At 68.3% G+C, this 13,752-nt stretch carries 12 protein-coding genes; 5 read left to right on the top strand and 7 right to left on the bottom strand.

Annotation, left to right across the window (positions count from 1 at the left end):
* Positions 1-5: 5 nt before the first annotated feature.
* On the bottom strand, positions 6-998 hold the full coding sequence (locus BAU06_RS20815) for a tripartite tricarboxylate transporter substrate binding protein (protein ID WP_066354782.1): 993 nt from the start codon (positions 996-998) through the stop codon (positions 6-8).
* A gap of 162 nt (positions 999-1,160) precedes the next feature.
* Here BAU06_RS20815 and BAU06_RS20810 point away from each other — a divergent pair, with 162 nt between their 5' ends.
* Complete coding sequence (locus BAU06_RS20810) at positions 1,161-1,982, top strand: IclR family transcriptional regulator (RefSeq protein ID WP_082993770.1); 822 nt, start codon at positions 1,161-1,163, stop codon at positions 1,980-1,982.
* Positions 1,983-1,998: 16 nt separating this feature from the next.
* Here the strand turns inward: BAU06_RS20810 and BAU06_RS20805 are convergent, their stop codons facing one another.
* A complete protein-coding gene (locus BAU06_RS20805; RefSeq protein WP_082988375.1) occupies positions 1,999-2,796 on the bottom strand; it encodes a 2-keto-4-pentenoate hydratase in 798 nt (265 codons plus the stop codon).
* A gap of 259 nt (positions 2,797-3,055) precedes the next feature.
* Here BAU06_RS20805 and BAU06_RS20800 point away from each other — a divergent pair, with 259 nt between their 5' ends.
* A complete protein-coding gene (locus BAU06_RS20800) occupies positions 3,056-3,739 on the top strand; it encodes a PepSY-associated TM helix domain-containing protein (protein ID WP_066354777.1) in 684 nt (227 codons plus the stop codon).
* Between the two features lie 9 nt (positions 3,740-3,748).
* Here the strand turns inward: BAU06_RS20800 and BAU06_RS20795 are convergent, their stop codons facing one another.
* On the bottom strand, positions 3,749-4,915 hold the full coding sequence (locus BAU06_RS20795; RefSeq protein ID WP_066354774.1) for a methyltransferase: 1,167 nt from the start codon (positions 4,913-4,915) through the stop codon (positions 3,749-3,751).
* Positions 4,916-5,100: 185 nt separating this feature from the next.
* Between BAU06_RS20795 and BAU06_RS20790 the strand changes: the two genes are divergently transcribed.
* From BAU06_RS20790 to BAU06_RS20780, 3 genes are read left to right on the top strand one after another with little or no spacing between them, the layout of a single operon-like run.
* Positions 5,101-6,123, top strand: a complete 1,023-nt coding sequence (locus BAU06_RS20790) for a YVTN family beta-propeller repeat protein (protein WP_415834918.1) — start codon at positions 5,101-5,103, stop codon at positions 6,121-6,123.
* Positions 6,107-6,919: a polysaccharide deacetylase family protein gene (locus BAU06_RS20785; RefSeq protein WP_066354771.1), complete on the top strand. Its 813-nt coding sequence runs from the start codon at positions 6,107-6,109 to the stop codon at positions 6,917-6,919. The genes BAU06_RS20790 and BAU06_RS20785 overlap by 17 nt, the downstream gene beginning before the upstream one ends.
* Before the next feature lie 18 nt (positions 6,920-6,937).
* A complete protein-coding gene (locus BAU06_RS20780) occupies positions 6,938-7,915 on the top strand; it encodes a sterol desaturase family protein (RefSeq protein ID WP_066354767.1) in 978 nt (325 codons plus the stop codon).
* Here BAU06_RS20780 and BAU06_RS20775 read toward each other — a convergent pair.
* The 4 genes from BAU06_RS20775 to BAU06_RS20760 are packed head-to-tail and all read right to left on the bottom strand — an operon-like array spanning position 7,869 to position 13,660.
* Positions 7,869-8,990: a hybrid sensor histidine kinase/response regulator gene (locus BAU06_RS20775; RefSeq protein WP_066354763.1), complete on the bottom strand. Its 1,122-nt coding sequence runs from the start codon at positions 8,988-8,990 to the stop codon at positions 7,869-7,871. The two genes, BAU06_RS20780 and BAU06_RS20775, sit on opposite strands and share 47 nt — an antisense overlap.
* Positions 8,983-9,606 carry a chemotaxis protein CheB gene (locus BAU06_RS20770; RefSeq protein WP_066354760.1) on the bottom strand — a complete coding sequence of 208 codons (624 nt, stop codon included), beginning with the start codon at positions 9,604-9,606 and terminating at the stop codon, positions 8,983-8,985. Before BAU06_RS20770 ends, BAU06_RS20775 begins: the two co-directional genes overlap by 8 nt.
* Positions 9,603-10,457 (bottom strand): CheR family methyltransferase, encoded by an 855-nt coding sequence (locus tag BAU06_RS20765; protein ID WP_066354755.1) that lies wholly within the window; start codon positions 10,455-10,457, stop codon positions 9,603-9,605. The genes BAU06_RS20770 and BAU06_RS20765 overlap by 4 nt, the downstream gene beginning before the upstream one ends.
* A complete protein-coding gene (locus tag BAU06_RS20760) occupies positions 10,433-13,660 on the bottom strand; it encodes a hybrid sensor histidine kinase/response regulator (RefSeq protein ID WP_066354751.1) in 3,228 nt (1,075 codons plus the stop codon). The genes BAU06_RS20765 and BAU06_RS20760 overlap by 25 nt, the downstream gene beginning before the upstream one ends.
* Positions 13,661-13,752 lie beyond the last annotated feature (92 nt).

Raw genomic sequence — 13,752 nt, 5'->3', positions numbered from 1 at the left:
GGTGTTTATTGTTCGGCGATGCCGGCGTCCTTGATGATTTTTTCCCAGCGCTGCGCTTCGCCGCGCACGAAGGTGTCCAGCTGCCGCGGGTCGCCGACGTCGATACGCAGGCCTTCTTCCTCCACGTTGCGGCGGAAGCCCGCACCTTGCACGGCGACCTTCAAGGCCGCGTTCAGGCGCGCGATGGCGTCGGCCGGCGTGCCGGCGGGCGCGTACACGCCGTACCAGCTTTCCACCACATAGCCAGGCACGCCGGACTCCGCCACGGTGGGCCAGTCGGGATGCGAGGGGGAACGCTGCGCCGAGGTAACAGCCAGCGCGCGCAACTGGCCGTTCTTCACCAGTTGGGCCACGCTGGACACCGTCGAGAACATCAGGTCGATCTGCCCGCCCATGAGGTCCGTCAGGGCGGGGCCGGAGCCGCGATACGGCACGTGCACCATGTCGACGCGCGCCAGGCTTTTGAACATTTCGCCGGCCAGGTGGGCCGAGGTGCCGTTGCCGTAGGAGCCGAAGGTCAGCTTGCCCGGATGCGCGCGGGCATAGGCCAGCAGCTCCTGCACCGTCTTGAAGGGCGCCTTGGGCGATACCACCAGCACATTGGGCGAACGGCCGATCAGCGCCACGGGAGCGAAGGCATCGAAGGTGGAGTAGGGCAGCTTCTTGTGCAGCGCCGGGTTGACGGCGTGGGCGAAGGTGGCCAGCAGCAGGGTATAGCCGTCCGGCTGCGCCTTGGCCACGGCTTCGGTGCCGATGATGGTGCTGCCGCCGCCGCGGTTTTCCACGACCACCGTCTGGCCCAGGTTCTGCGTCATCCCTTCGGCCAGCTGGCGCGCCACCAGGTCGGTGCCGCCGCCGGGCGGGAAAGGCACCACCAGGCGGATGGGGCGTTCCGGAAATGCCGCGCGGGCGGCGGGCGCGGCCAGGCCGGCCAGGGCCAGGCAGCAGGCGGCAAGCGCGGCGGCACGGCGCCGCGAGAAAGGCAGGGAAATGTCCATGGGGTGTCTCCAGGCACGCGCCCGCGAAAAGCCGGGGGAGTCGCCGCGGGGAAGGAGATGGCGGCTGGGCGCGATCGTCTTTGCGATGCGGGCAGTTTAGGTGACAATGTCGCGCCCGGCCCGCACATATTTCCATCTGGTGGAAATGAACAGGATATCGCCATGCCGCGTTCGCGCCCCATCGCTCCGGCGGTTTCCCCCGCCGCTTCCCGCCGCGTGCCCGACGGCGCGCCGGCCAACCGTTCCCTGGAACGCGGTATCGCGCTGCTGCGCGCCTTCCGTCCCGGGCTGGAAGTGCTGGGCAACGGCGAGCTGGCCGAACGCACCGGGCTGTCCCGCGCCACGGTCAGCCGCCTGACGCAGACCCTGGTGCGCACCGGTTTCCTGCAATACGAACCGGCGCTGCGGGCCTACCGGCTGGGCGCCCCGGTACTCAGCCTGGCCCACGCCATGCGCAGCGGGTCGCCGGTCCTGAAAGTGGCCGCGCCATGGATGCGCGAACTGGCGCAGGCGCGCCGGATCAATGTGGGGATCGCCGTGGCCGACGGCGACGATATGGTCTACCTGGAATCGGTGCGCTATAGCCGCAAGGTCTCGCTGCGCAGCGTGGTCGCGGGCCAGCGCGTGCCCATCGAGCTGACCTCGCTGGGGCGCGCCTACCTGGCCGCGTTGCCGGACGCGGCGCGCGCCGCCTGGATCGCCGCCATGATGCGGCGGCGGCCCGGCCATGGCCAGGCATTGGCCCAGGAAATCGACGCCGCGCGCGCCAGCGTGCGGGCCGTGGGCTATTGCCACGCCGCCTGGCAGCCGGCGGTGGTGGCGGTATCGACGCCGCTGGTCCTGGACAACGGCGCCATCTATGCGCTGAACATCAGCGTCGCCACCGGCGAACCGCCGCCGGATGTGGCGGCGGCGCTGGCCGGCGATCTGCTGGATTTGAAGCGGCGTATCCTGGGCGCCCTGGGCGCGCCGCCGGCGCCCTGATTTCCACGCGCGCGGATCAGTCCTGGGCGGGGACCACCTGCGCCGTCAACGTGCGGCCCAGGAAGCGCGCGCCCAGCGTCGTCTTGCCGGGCGCGATGTCGAAGGGCTGCGCGACGGCGCCCGTGGTCACGACATCGCCCGCGCGCAGCGTCAGGCCGTGGTAACAGGCGTGTTCGAACAGATAGCGCAGCATCTGGACGGGCTCGATGCCGTCGTCGCCGCTCAGCCCGCCGCCCATGGCCTGCCCGTTGGCCTCTACCGCCACGGAAGCCACGCCGCGCTGGATCGCCGCCGCGTCGATCTGCGGGCCCAGGATAGAGGCCTCGAATCCCACGCTGTCGCCCACGAAGCTGGGCCAGCCCACCGCGCGCCGGTTGATGAAGCGCGATAGCACCAGTTCGAAGGCGATATGCGTCGAGGCCACCGCCTGCATGGGATCGGCCGGCGCCGCGCCGGGGGAAATATCGCGTCCCAGCACGAAGGCGATTTCGAACTCCACGGTGATGGGCGCCTGGCACAGGACGCGCACGGTGGCGCCGTCGTCATAGCGATGGCCGGCCAGTACGCGGCCGACCAGGGGACGGTCCGTGCCGGCGGCCTGCATCGCCGCCGCGCTGCCCACCCCCAGCTTCCACCCCGCGCCGCGGTCGCCGGTCCGGTCGGCGTAGGTCTTGATGAAGGCATCCTGCAGCGCGTAGCCCTCGGTCAGGTTGCGCGGGCGGATGTCCTCGGGAATCTCGCTCAGCTGGCGTCCTTCTTGCCAGGCCTGCGCCAGCAGCGCGGCCGCCGGGGCCGGGTCGAATACGTCGGTCACGATGTGCTCCTCTCACGGTGGAATGGCTGCCGTCATGCTGCGATCTCGGCTGACGGTCCGTATACGCCATCTTAATCTGGTCCCGATATTTCCCGTGCCGCGTCCGGAGCCGGAGCGTCTCGCGCCGGCAACGGATCGCGCATCGGCTGTCGCCGGGAAGCGCGAACGCGGCTGAGATCAAATATCATTACCATTTTCAAAACGCCTGGGCCGCGAGCGGGATCGCCGCGGCCCGCAGGCAATACCCCTATAAAGATCCATGAGCCATATCCTGACGTCCGACACCGCCGCCTCGCGCGACCACGATTCTTCCCGCGCGGCGGCCCACCGCCGCGGGGTATTCCTGAAATGGCTGCGCAAGGCCCACAGCTGGATCGGTTTGTGGGGCGCCCTGCTGGGCCTGCTGTTCGGGCTGACGGGCTTCTTTCAGAATCATCGCGCGGTGCTGAAGATCGGTACCGGGGCGCCGCAGGTCTCCACGCTTCAATTGCCGGTGCCCGTACCGGCGCCCGCGACGCCGCAGGACATGGCCGCGTGGCTGCAGGCCGAACTGAAACTGCCCCGGCCCGCCGAGCGCATCCAGCGCGAGCCCGCCAAACCGGTCGCCTGGGGCGACAAGGCGCTGACGCAGCCGGAGCACTGGCAGCTGGCGTTCCGTTCACCCAAATTGACCGTGCAGGCGGAATACTGGGTAGGCGCGGGCCAGGTCAATGTCCGGCGCATGGAGCCGGGCCTGCTCGCCATCCTGGAAAACCTGCACCGGGCAAACGGCGTCAATGCCGCCTGGGTCCTGATCGCGGACACCATTGCCGGCGGCATGATCCTGCTGTCCATTACGGGCGTGCTGCTCTGGACCGGCCTGAACCGCCGCCGCACCGTGGGCGCGGCGATCCTGGGCGTGTCCATCGTGGCCACGCTGGCGCTGGCGGCGCGGACGCTGTAGCGCGGGGCGCTATCGCGGGACCGCCGCGCCGGCCGCACGCAGCCGCCACAGCGAGGTCACTTCGCGCGCCCGCGCGGCATGCAGGGCATCGGTCTCGTCGCGGGCCTTGCCGTGGACGGGGCGGGTGTCCAGCCGTCCCGCCACCTCCAGCCCCGCCTGGGCTATCCATTCCAGCAGTGCTTCGCGCGTCCGCAGGCCCAGGTGCTCGGCCAGGTCGGACAGGATCAGCCAGCCTTCGCCGCCTTCCGCGAGATGGCCGGGCAAGCCTTGCAGGAAGCCGCGCAGCATGCGCGAATCCGGGTCGTAGACGGCGTATTCGACCGGGGCGGTGGCGCGCGCCGGTACCCAGGGCGGGTTGCACACCACCAGCGGCGCGCGCCCGGCGGGAAACAGGTCGGCCCGCTCCAGCCGTACGCGATCCGACCATCCCAACCGCGCCAGGTTTTCCTGGGCGCACGCCAGCGCGCGCGCATCCTGGTCGGTGGCGACGATCTGGCGCACGCCGCGCCGCGCCAGCAGCGCGGCGATCACGCCGGTGCCGGTGCCGATGTCGTAGGCCAGCGCCGTGTCCGGCAGCGGCGCCCGCGCCAGCAGGTCCAGGTATTCCCCGCGTACCGGGGAATACACCCCGTAATGCGGATGGATGCGTGCGCCCAGCGCCGGGATCTCCACGCCTTTTTCGCGCCACTGGCGCGCGCCGATCAGGCCCAGCAGCTCGCGCAGCGACGCGACATAGGGCGCGTCGGCCGCGCCGTATACGTCCTGGCAGGCTTGCGCCACGTCGGGCGCGCGCCGCAGCGGGATGACATGGCCGGCGTCGAAGGGCACCAGCAGCATGCCCAGCGTGCGCGCGCGCTGGGCCCGCGCCTGGCGATGCAGGTGGAAGGCTTCGGGGAATGGCGCCGCGTCGGCGTGCTTGCGGGCCGGGGCCCGGCGGTCGATGCGACGCGCCATGGCTTGCAGCAGCTGGCGGGCGTTCTGGAAGTCGCCGCGCCACAGCAGGGCGGTGCCCTCGCAGGCCAGGCGGTAGGCGGCATCGGCCGTCAGGCTGTCGTCCGCGACGATCACCCGCCGCGGCGGCGGCATGCCATTCTCGGACCGCCAGTCGGCGCTGCGCGCGATGCCGGCCTCGGTCCAGGACAGCTGAGCAAGAGGCGGCAAGGAAGAGGAGGGCATGACGACGGGGGAGTGGCCTGAAGCGGGCATTTTACGGTCGCCCGCTTGTTGCGAGCGCACAACGCGCGCGCACGGTAGCCGGAGGTGGCCCGGATGCCGGTGAAAACGGGCGCGAACTTCGCGCCGCGATGGCGGCGCCTATGTCAAAATTCAGGGCGCTTTTCACCGATACTGCGAGATCCCTTTTGAATCGTCTGTCTTTTGCCCGCGGCGCCCTGTTCGCCGCCTGCCTCGCGTTCATCGCGCCCGCCCAGGCCCAGGGGCAAGCCGCCCGACCCCACCACGACGACCCGATCTTTGTCCTCAATTCGCTGGACGCCAACGTCAGCGTGATCGATCCCGCCACGTTCAAGGAATTGCGCCGCATTCCCACGGGCAAGGAACCGCATCACCTGTATTTTTCGCCCGACCAGAAATCCCTGATCGTCGCCAATTCCGTGGGCGACTCGCTGACGCTGTTCGATCCGCGCACCGGCCAGGTCCAGCGCACCATCACGGGCATCGTCGATCCCTACCAGCTGCGTTTTTCTCCTGATATGAAATGGTTCGTTACGGCGGCGAACCGACTCGACCATATCGATATCTATCAGTACGTTCCCCGGGCCGAGGGCTTCGATCTCAAGCTGATGAAGCGCGTCCCGGCCGGCAAGACGCCCAGCCATATCGGCATCGACAGCAAGAGCACCACCGCCTATGTCTCCCTGCAGGATAGCGACGAAGTGATCGCCATCGACCTTGCCACGCAGCAGGTGCGCTGGACGCTGCCCGTGGGCAAGACCCCCGCGGACGTCTATATCGTGCCCGGCGACAAGGTCATGCTGGTGGCGCTCACGGGCGACAGTTATGTCGAAGCCTACGACCTGGCCAGCCCGGGCAAGCCCAGGCTGATCACCCGCATCAAGACCAATGCCGGCGCCCACGCCTTCCGCGTCCAGGGCGACGGCCAGCACATTTTCGTCAGCAACCGCGCGGCCAACACCATCAGCCGCATCGACTTCAAGAACCTGAAGGTCGTGGCGGAATATCCGGCGCCGGGCGGTCCCGATTGCATGGACCTGATGGCGGACGGCAAGACCCTGCTGGTGACCTCGCGCTGGGCGCGCAAGCTGACCTTCATCGATATCGACAAGAAAGAAGTCGTGCGGCAGGTCAATGTGGGCCGTTCGCCGCACGGCGTGTGGACGCTCGATCATGTCGCGATGCACTAGGAAAGCCGCCGCCGCGGTGTGCGGCCTGCTGGCCGCTTCCATCGCCGCGGGCGCCGGGGCGGCGCCCGCGCCGCTTTGCGCCAAGCCCGTCTACCTGACCTTCGATACCGGGCATATGGGCGTGGCGCCGCTCATCGCCGATGTGCTCAAGCGCCACGGCGTCAAGGTCACGTTCTTCCTGGCCAACGAGCGCACACAGACCGACGGCAGCTCGCTGGACGACCATTGGGCCCCCTGGTGGCGCGCCCGGGTCGCCGAAGGCGATGTGTTCGGCTCCCATACCTACGATCACGTGCATTGGCAGAAAGACCTGCCCGACGGCCGCTTCCAGATGCGTCCGGACTTCGGCCCGCAAGCCGGCAAGCGCGAAGTGCTGAGCGCCGCGCAGTACTGCGACGAGCTGCAGCGGTCCGCCGCGCGCTTCAAGCAGATGACCGGCCACGCCATGCTGCCGCTGTTCCGCGCGCCGGGCGGCCGCACCTCGCCGGCCCTGCTCAAGGCGGCGCAGGCCTGCGGCTATCGCCACGTGGGCTGGTCCGCCGCCGGTTTCCTGGGCGATGAACTGCCCAGCGACAAATACCCCAACCAGGCGCTGCTGTCGCGCGCGCTGGCCGATATCAAGCCCGGCGACATCCTGATGGCGCACCTGGGCATCTGGTCGCGCCAGGATCCCTGGGCGCCGGCCGTCCTGGAACCCCTTATCGCCGGATTGCAGGCCAAGGGCTTTTGCTTCGCCACCATGGACCAGCATCCCGCCTACCGCGCCTGGATCGCGGCGCATCCCGCAAGCAAGTAACGCAAGTCCCGGTTCACGATGGATACGTTCAATCATCTCATCGGCATGGCCCAGGAAGGGCTGTTCGAAAACCTGATCCAGCCCGTGCTGTACAAGCTGGGCCTGTCCAGCGTCATCGAGGACGCCTATGACGCCACCTTGTGGCTGATCGCCGGCCTGCTGCAGATCGCCGTGCTGGTCTGCGTGATCGGCCCGCTGCAGCGCTGGCGGCCCGTGGAAGCCATCACCGACCGCCGCGCCGTGCGCGTGGACATCCTGTACACGCTCATCCACCGCCTGGGCCTGTTCCGCGTGGCGCTGTTCTTCGCCATCGATCCCTTCTGGGACAGCATCTTCGGCAGCCTGCACGTCTGGGGCCTGCCCACCTTCCAGCTGGACAACCTGTGGCCCGGCGTCACCGACAACGCGCTGGTCAGCCTGGCCATCTACCTGCTGGTCTTCGACCTGGTCGAATACCTGTACCACCGCGCGCAGCACAACGTCGAATGGATGTGGGCCCTGCATGCGGTGCACCACAGCCAGCGCCAGATGACCATGTGGAGCGACAACCGCAACCACCTGCTGGACGACGTGCTGCACGACGTCGTCATCGTCATCGTGTCGCAGCTGATCGGCGTGGCGCCGGCGCAGTTCGTGGCCATCGTCGCCATCCTGCAATTGGTGGAAAGCTTTTCCCACGCCAATCTGCGCGTGCACTTCGGCAAGCTGGGGGAACGCCTGATCGTCAGCCCGCGCTTCCATCGCGAGCATCACGGCATCGCCTACGAAACCACGCCCACGGGCAAGGTCGTGGGCAGCAACTACGCCGTCATCTTCCCCATCTGGGACATCCTGTTCCGCAGCGCGCGCTTCGACGGCGGCTTCGGCCCCACCGGCATCGCCGACCAGCTGCCCGAGGCCGGCGGCCGCGACTACGGGGAAACCTTCCTGGCCCAGCAATGGCTGGGCTTCAAGCGACTGCTTCGGCTGGGGCGCCGTCGCACGCGCGCGGCATGAGGATCTCGAACACCGTGCCCTCGGCACGGGTGGAGCGGACTTCCACCGTGCCGCCGTGCGCGTCGATGAACTTCTTCACGATATAAAGGCCCAGTCCCAGCCCGTTCTTCGATGCCCGGCTCTCCAGGCTGGCATGGAAGGGGTTGAACAGATTGGGCAGCTGGTCCGCCGGGATGGCGCCCTGGTTGGCCACCCGCACCGCGATGCGCGCCGGCGCCGCGCCATCGATCTCCACGATCACCGGATGGGCGGGGTCGCCATGTTGCAGGGCATTGCCCAGCAGGTTGGAGATCACCTGCGAAAAGCGGTCGACGTCGATCTCGCCGTGCGGGTCGCCGCTTATCCGCAGCTGCACGCGTTCGCGCTGCGCCGGGTCGGCGATTTCATCGACGATGGCCCGGCAGACGCTGCCGTAGTCCGTCGCCACCGGCTGCAGCGCCAGGCCGTTGGAGCGGATGCGCGCGACGTCCAGCAGCTGTTCCACCATGCGCGCCATGCGTCCGGCGCTGAAGCGGATGCGCTGCGCGTTGGTCAGCACCTTGGGGTCGGTGGAACCGCGCAGGAGCAGCTCGGATCCATGCAGCACCGCCGATAGCGGGTTGCGCAGGTCGTGGCCCAGCACGGCCGTGAACATCTCGTTCAGCGTCAGGGCCTGCCGCAGTTCCTCCAGCTGGCGGGCCATCAGCTTCTTCTGGTTATGCATCTCCACGAAGACGTTGACCTTGCTGATCAGGACGTCGCTGTCCAGCGGCTTGTACAGGAAGTCCACGGCGCCGGCCTCGTAGCCCCGGAAGTGGGCGTCGCGCTCCTTGGTGCCCGCCGTCAGGAAAATCAGGGGCACGCTGCGCGTGCGCTCGCTGCCGCGTATCAGCTCGGCCAGCTCGAAGCCGTTCATCTGCGGCATTTGCACGTCGATCAGGGCCAGGGCCACCTCGTGCACCAGCAGCAGCTCCAGCGCTTCCACGCCCGAGCGGGCCTGCAGCACATGGATGCCGGGCCTGGACAGCAGCGCTTCGATCGCCACCAGGTTTTGTTCGATGTCGTCGACGACCAGGATGTTGACGCTTTCACTCACGGTCGGAGTTCCCGTTTTTTCTAGGGTCTTTGCCCATGCTCGCCAGCGCGCGCGCCAGCGTGAGTTTGTCCATGATGCGGTCCGCCCCGGCCTGTGCGATGGCGCTGGCCGGCATCTCCGGCGCGTCGGCGCTGTCCGGATCCTGGACCCAGCCCTGGCCGCCCAGTTCGCGCACGCGCGCCAGGCCCGCGGCGCCGTCCGCGCTGGCGCCGGTCAGTACGATACCAAGCAGGCGCTCGCGATAGGCGCTGGCGGCCGATTCCAGCAGCAGGTCTATGGAGGGCCGCGAGAAATTGACCGCATCGTCCTGCGACAGGGCGAAGGAGCGGTCTGGCTCCACCAGCATGTGGTAGTCGGGCGCCGCGATATAGACCATGCCGGGCACGATGAATTCCTTGTCCTCCACTTCCTTGACCGGCAGCGCGCAGCGCGCCCCGAACAGTTCCGGCAGCAGGCTGTGCCGGTCGGGGGGCAGGTGCAGCACGATGGCGACGGCGGCGGGGAAGCCGGCGGGCAGCGCCTCCAGGACGGTGCCGATGGCATCCACGCCGCCGGCGGAAGCGCCGATGGCGACCAGTTCGGGCAACCAGAGCGCGGGGCGGTTGGACGGCATCATAGGCGCTGGTAGATACGCTGGCGCGGCGCCACTTCGGCGAAACGCCCGGATTGCGACGAAAAACGCAGGCTTTCGCGCGTGCCCAGTCCCAGGAAACCGCGGTGTATCAGGGATTCATGGAACAGCCGGGCCGCGCGGTCCTGCAGTTCGCGGTTGAAGTAGATCAGCACGTTGCGGCACGAGATGAAGTGGACTTCCGAGAATACGCTGTCCGTGGCCAGGCTGTGGTCGGCGAATACGATATGTTCGCGCAGCCGCCGGTCGAAACGCGCGTCGTGCAGATTGGATGTGTAGTAGTCCGATAGCGAGCGCGTGCCGCCGCTTTCGCGGTAGTTGCGGCTGAACTGGGCGATGCGGTCCACCGGGTAGATACCGCTTTCGGCCAGCCGCAGCGCCTCGGCATTGATATCGGTGGCATAGATCAGCGTGCGGGGCAGCAGGCCTTCCTCGTCCAGCAGGATGGCCAGGGACCAGACTTCCTCGCCGCTGCTGCAGCCCGCCACCCAGATCTTTACCGAAGGATAGGTCTTGAGCACCGGCACCACGTGCTCGCGGACCGCGCGGAAGTACTCCGGATCGCGGAACATCTCGCTGACCTGCACGGTGAAATACTGCAGCATCTGGGCGAACACCGCCGGCTGGTGCAGCACCATGTCCTGCAGTTGGCTGACCGTGTCGCAGCCGAAGCGCGCCATGGCCTGCCGCACGCGGCGGCGCATCGAGGCCACCGCATAGCCGCGGAAATCGTGCTGGTAGCGCAGGAACACGCCTTCCAGCAACAGTTTGAGCTCCAGGTCGAAGAGCGCCTCCAGGGCGGCGGGAGCGCTTACTTGGGCATCCACACTCGGCATAGCGACACCAGCTTGTCCACGTCGATAGGCTTGGCGATATAGTCGTTGGCGCCCGCTTCCAGGCAGTTGCGGCGGTCATCCTGCATGGCCTTGGCGGTCAGCGCGATGATGGGCAGGTCGCGCAGCTCCGGCCGCTTGCGGATTTCCCGGGTGGCGGTCAGGCCATCCATCTCCGGCATCATCAGGTCCATCAGCACGATATCCACCTGCGCGTCCTTCAGCAGCGCGTCCAGCGCCTCGCGGCCGTTGCGCGCCACCAGCAGCTGGGCGCCCAGCGGTTCCAGCACGCTGGACAAGGCGAAGATATTGCGCACGTCGTCTTCGACCAGCAGGATGCGGCGGCCTTCGAACACCATGTCGCGCTGGCGCGCCTGCATCAGGAGCTTCTGCTGGTCCGGGGGCAGGGTGGCCTCCACGCGGTGCAGGAACAGGGTTACCTCGTCGACCAGGCGCTCCGGCGATTTGGCGCCCTTGATGATGATGGACCGCGAGTAGCGGCGTAGCCGCTGTTCCTCGTCGCGCGTCAGGGCGCGGCCGGTGTAGACGATGACCGGCGGGAAGGCGTACTTGCGGCCCGCGCCCATTTGCTCCAGCAGTTCGTAGCCGGAGGCGTCGGGCAGCATCAGGTCCATCACCATGCAGTCGAAGGTGCGCGCGGACAGGTGTTCCAGCGCCTCGGCCACCGTGCCGGCGGTGGTGATCTCGATATCGTCGGCCTGCAGCAGCAGCGAGATACTGGCGCGCAGGTCGGCATCGTCCTCCACCACCAGCAGGCGGCGCGCGCGCCTTTGCAGTTTTTCTTCCACGCGCTTGAAGGCTTCCACCAGCTCTTCGCGCGCCACCGGTTTCAGGGCATAGCCGACGGCGCCCAGCTCCAGCGCGGTCTGGATATGGTCGGCCACCGAGACCACGTGGATGGGAATATGGCGGGTGGCGGGATCGTGCTTCAACTGGTCCAGCACGCTCAGGCCGGACTGGTCGGGCAGGCCCACATCCAGCAGGATGCCGCTGGGCCGCAGCTCGCGCGCCAGCCGCACGGCCTCGCCGCCGTGGGAAACCAGCACGCAGTCGAAGCCGAGCTCGTGCGACAGCTCGTACAGGATATCGGCGAAGCGCTCGTCGTCCTCGATGACCATCACCAGGCGATCGTGCCGGCGCTCCTGCACGTCGCCGCGCGCCGGTTTGGACAGGGCGATACCGGGTGGCGTCGCGGCGGGCAGGGCGGCGCCCGCCGACGGGGGCGTCGGGTCGGACAGGGGCACGCCGCCGCGTCCGGCGACACCGCCGGCTCGCGGGGCGGGACCGGCCGGCCGGTCCGCGGCCGCCGCGCGGCGCGCGGCCGATGCAGCCGATGCGCCCGATGCGGCCGTCAGCGTCCCGGCTGCGTCCTCGCGTGCCGGCGCCCGCTCGGCTTCCCCCGGCATGGCGCTTTCCTGCGTGGCCAGGTGGCGGCGCAGGTCCGTGGCGATCTCCACGGTGAAAATGCTGCCTTCGCCGACCTGGCTGGTCACGCGCAGCTCGCCGCCCAGCAGCCGCGCCAGCTCGCGCGAGATGGACAGGCCCAGTCCGGTGCCGCCGTACTTGCGGCTGGTCGTGCCGTCGGCCTGGCGGAAAGCCTCGAAGATGATTTCCTGCTGGTGCGGCGGGATGCCGATGCCGGTATCGCGCACCGAAAACGCCACGCGGTCCGCGCCGCTGCCATGGACTTCCAGCACGACCTCGCCCCGTTCGGTGAACTTGAAGGCATTCGCCAGCAGGTTCTTCAGCACCTGTTGCAGCTTGGCGGCGTCGGTCACATAGGTCGACGGCGCGCCCGGCTGGATCTCGATGCGAAATTCCAGCTGCTTACCCGCCGCGACCGGCTCGAACATCTGGCGGATCGGTTCCAGTACCCCGGCCGCCGACACCGCTTCCGGCGCCATGTCGACATGGCCGGCCTCGATCTTGGACAGGTCCAGGATGTCGTTGATCAGCGTCAGCAGGTCGGCATTGGAAGCGTGGATGGTGCGGGCATAGCGCTGGATTTCCGCCGCCGGCAGGTTGGCCGACTTCGGGTCGGCCAGCATTTGCGACAGGATCAGCGAGCTGTTCAGCGGCGTGCGCAGCTCGTGCGACATATTCGCCAGGAATTCCGACTTGTACCGGCTGGCGCGGGACAGTTCGCGCGCATTGGTCTCCAGCGTCTCGCGGGCCTGCTGCAGTTCGCGCTTTTGTTGTTCCAGCCGCTGAGTGTGTTCTTCCAGCCGCGCATTGCTTTGCATCAGGTCGCTCTGCTGCTGCTCCAGGCGGCTTTGCGACTCGCGCAGCGCGCGGCCCTGTTCTTCCAGTTCCTCGTTGGACACGCGCAGCTCTTCCTGCTGCGTCTGCAGTTCCTCGCTCTGGCGCTGCGTTTCCTCCAGCAGCTCCTTCAGGTGCTCGCGGTACAGGGCCGAGCGCAGGGCGATGCCGATGACCTCGCCGGCGGCCCGCAGCAGCTCGAGTTCGCGTTCGAAGTCGCCTTCATGGCGCAGGAAGCCCAGTTCCACCACGCCCTGCGTGCGGCCATCGGCGACGACCGGCGCGACCAGCAGCGTGCGGGGCGGGGCATCGCCGATGCCGGAATTGATGCGGACATAGTCCGCCGGCAGGTCCCGTACCACCATGGGCCGGCCCTGCGTGGCCACTTCCATGGCGATCCCGCGGCCGGACGTGGCTGCCGCGGCGTCGCCCGGCTCCAGCGCGTAGCCGCCGACCCAGGACAAGGCGCCGCGCTGCAGCCGGTACAGGGCGCCGACCTGGGCGTCCATCACCCGCGCCAGCGCCCGCAGGGCATTCTGCCCGATGTCCTGCACGCTCTGTTCGCCCAGCAGATCCTGCGCCAGCGCGGTTTCGCCCTGCTGCAGCCACATCAGCGCCTGCGCCTTCAGGCGGGCGGAGATCACCTGCATGCCCAGCAAGCCCGTGGCGAACAGCGTCACCACGCCGAAGGTGCGGTTCATGATGTTCTGCAGCGGGACATGCCCGCCCAGCGGCAGGAATGTCCCGGCGATGATGAACACCAGTTCCAGGGCGGCGATCAGCAGGGGCGCGTACTTGTGGCGCTGGAAAACGCTCAGCACCACCGGCAGCATGTAGAACACCCAGACGGCCACGCCGATGGGCGTGACGATGTCTATCGCGAAGATCAGGACGCTCAGTATGGCTACGCCCAGGTGAACGGGCATGTCGTCATTTTTCGTGTTCGATGGCATGGCGTTGGGGCGACAAAAGATTCGCCGTATCGGGTCGGCGGCGGAAATAGTACCGCACGTTACTT

The organism is Bordetella bronchialis (genome assembly GCF_001676705.1).
Classification (GTDB): Bacteria; Pseudomonadota; Gammaproteobacteria; order Burkholderiales; family Burkholderiaceae_B; genus Bordetella_C; species Bordetella_C bronchialis.
The sequence above is the reverse complement of the archived record's forward strand: the minus strand, read 5'-3'. Positions and strand labels throughout refer to the sequence as shown.

Excerpts from the sequence above, each read along its gene's own strand:
- BAU06_RS20815 (WP_066354782.1), bottom strand. The coding sequence starts at position 998 with ATGGACATTTCCCTGCCTTTCTCGCGGCGCCGTGCCGCCGCGCTTGCC.
- BAU06_RS20810 (WP_082993770.1), top strand. The coding sequence starts at position 1,161 with ATGCCGCGTTCGCGCCCCATCGCTCCGGCGGTTTCCCCCGCCGCTTCC.
- BAU06_RS20800 (WP_066354777.1), top strand. The coding sequence starts at position 3,056 with ATGAGCCATATCCTGACGTCCGACACCGCCGCCTCGCGCGACCACGAT.
- BAU06_RS20795 (WP_066354774.1), bottom strand. The coding sequence starts at position 4,915 with ATGCCCTCCTCTTCCTTGCCGCCTCTTGCTCAGCTGTCCTGGACCGAG.
- BAU06_RS20785 (WP_066354771.1), top strand. The coding sequence starts at position 6,107 with ATGTCGCGATGCACTAGGAAAGCCGCCGCCGCGGTGTGCGGCCTGCTG.
- BAU06_RS20780 (WP_066354767.1), top strand. The coding sequence starts at position 6,938 with ATGGATACGTTCAATCATCTCATCGGCATGGCCCAGGAAGGGCTGTTC.
- BAU06_RS20770 (WP_066354760.1), bottom strand. The coding sequence starts at position 9,606 with ATGATGCCGTCCAACCGCCCCGCGCTCTGGTTGCCCGAACTGGTCGCC.
- BAU06_RS20765 (WP_066354755.1), bottom strand. The coding sequence starts at position 10,457 with ATGCCGAGTGTGGATGCCCAAGTAAGCGCTCCCGCCGCCCTGGAGGCG.
- BAU06_RS20760 (WP_066354751.1), bottom strand. The coding sequence starts at position 13,660 with ATGCCCGTTCACCTGGGCGTAGCCATACTGAGCGTCCTGATCTTCGCG.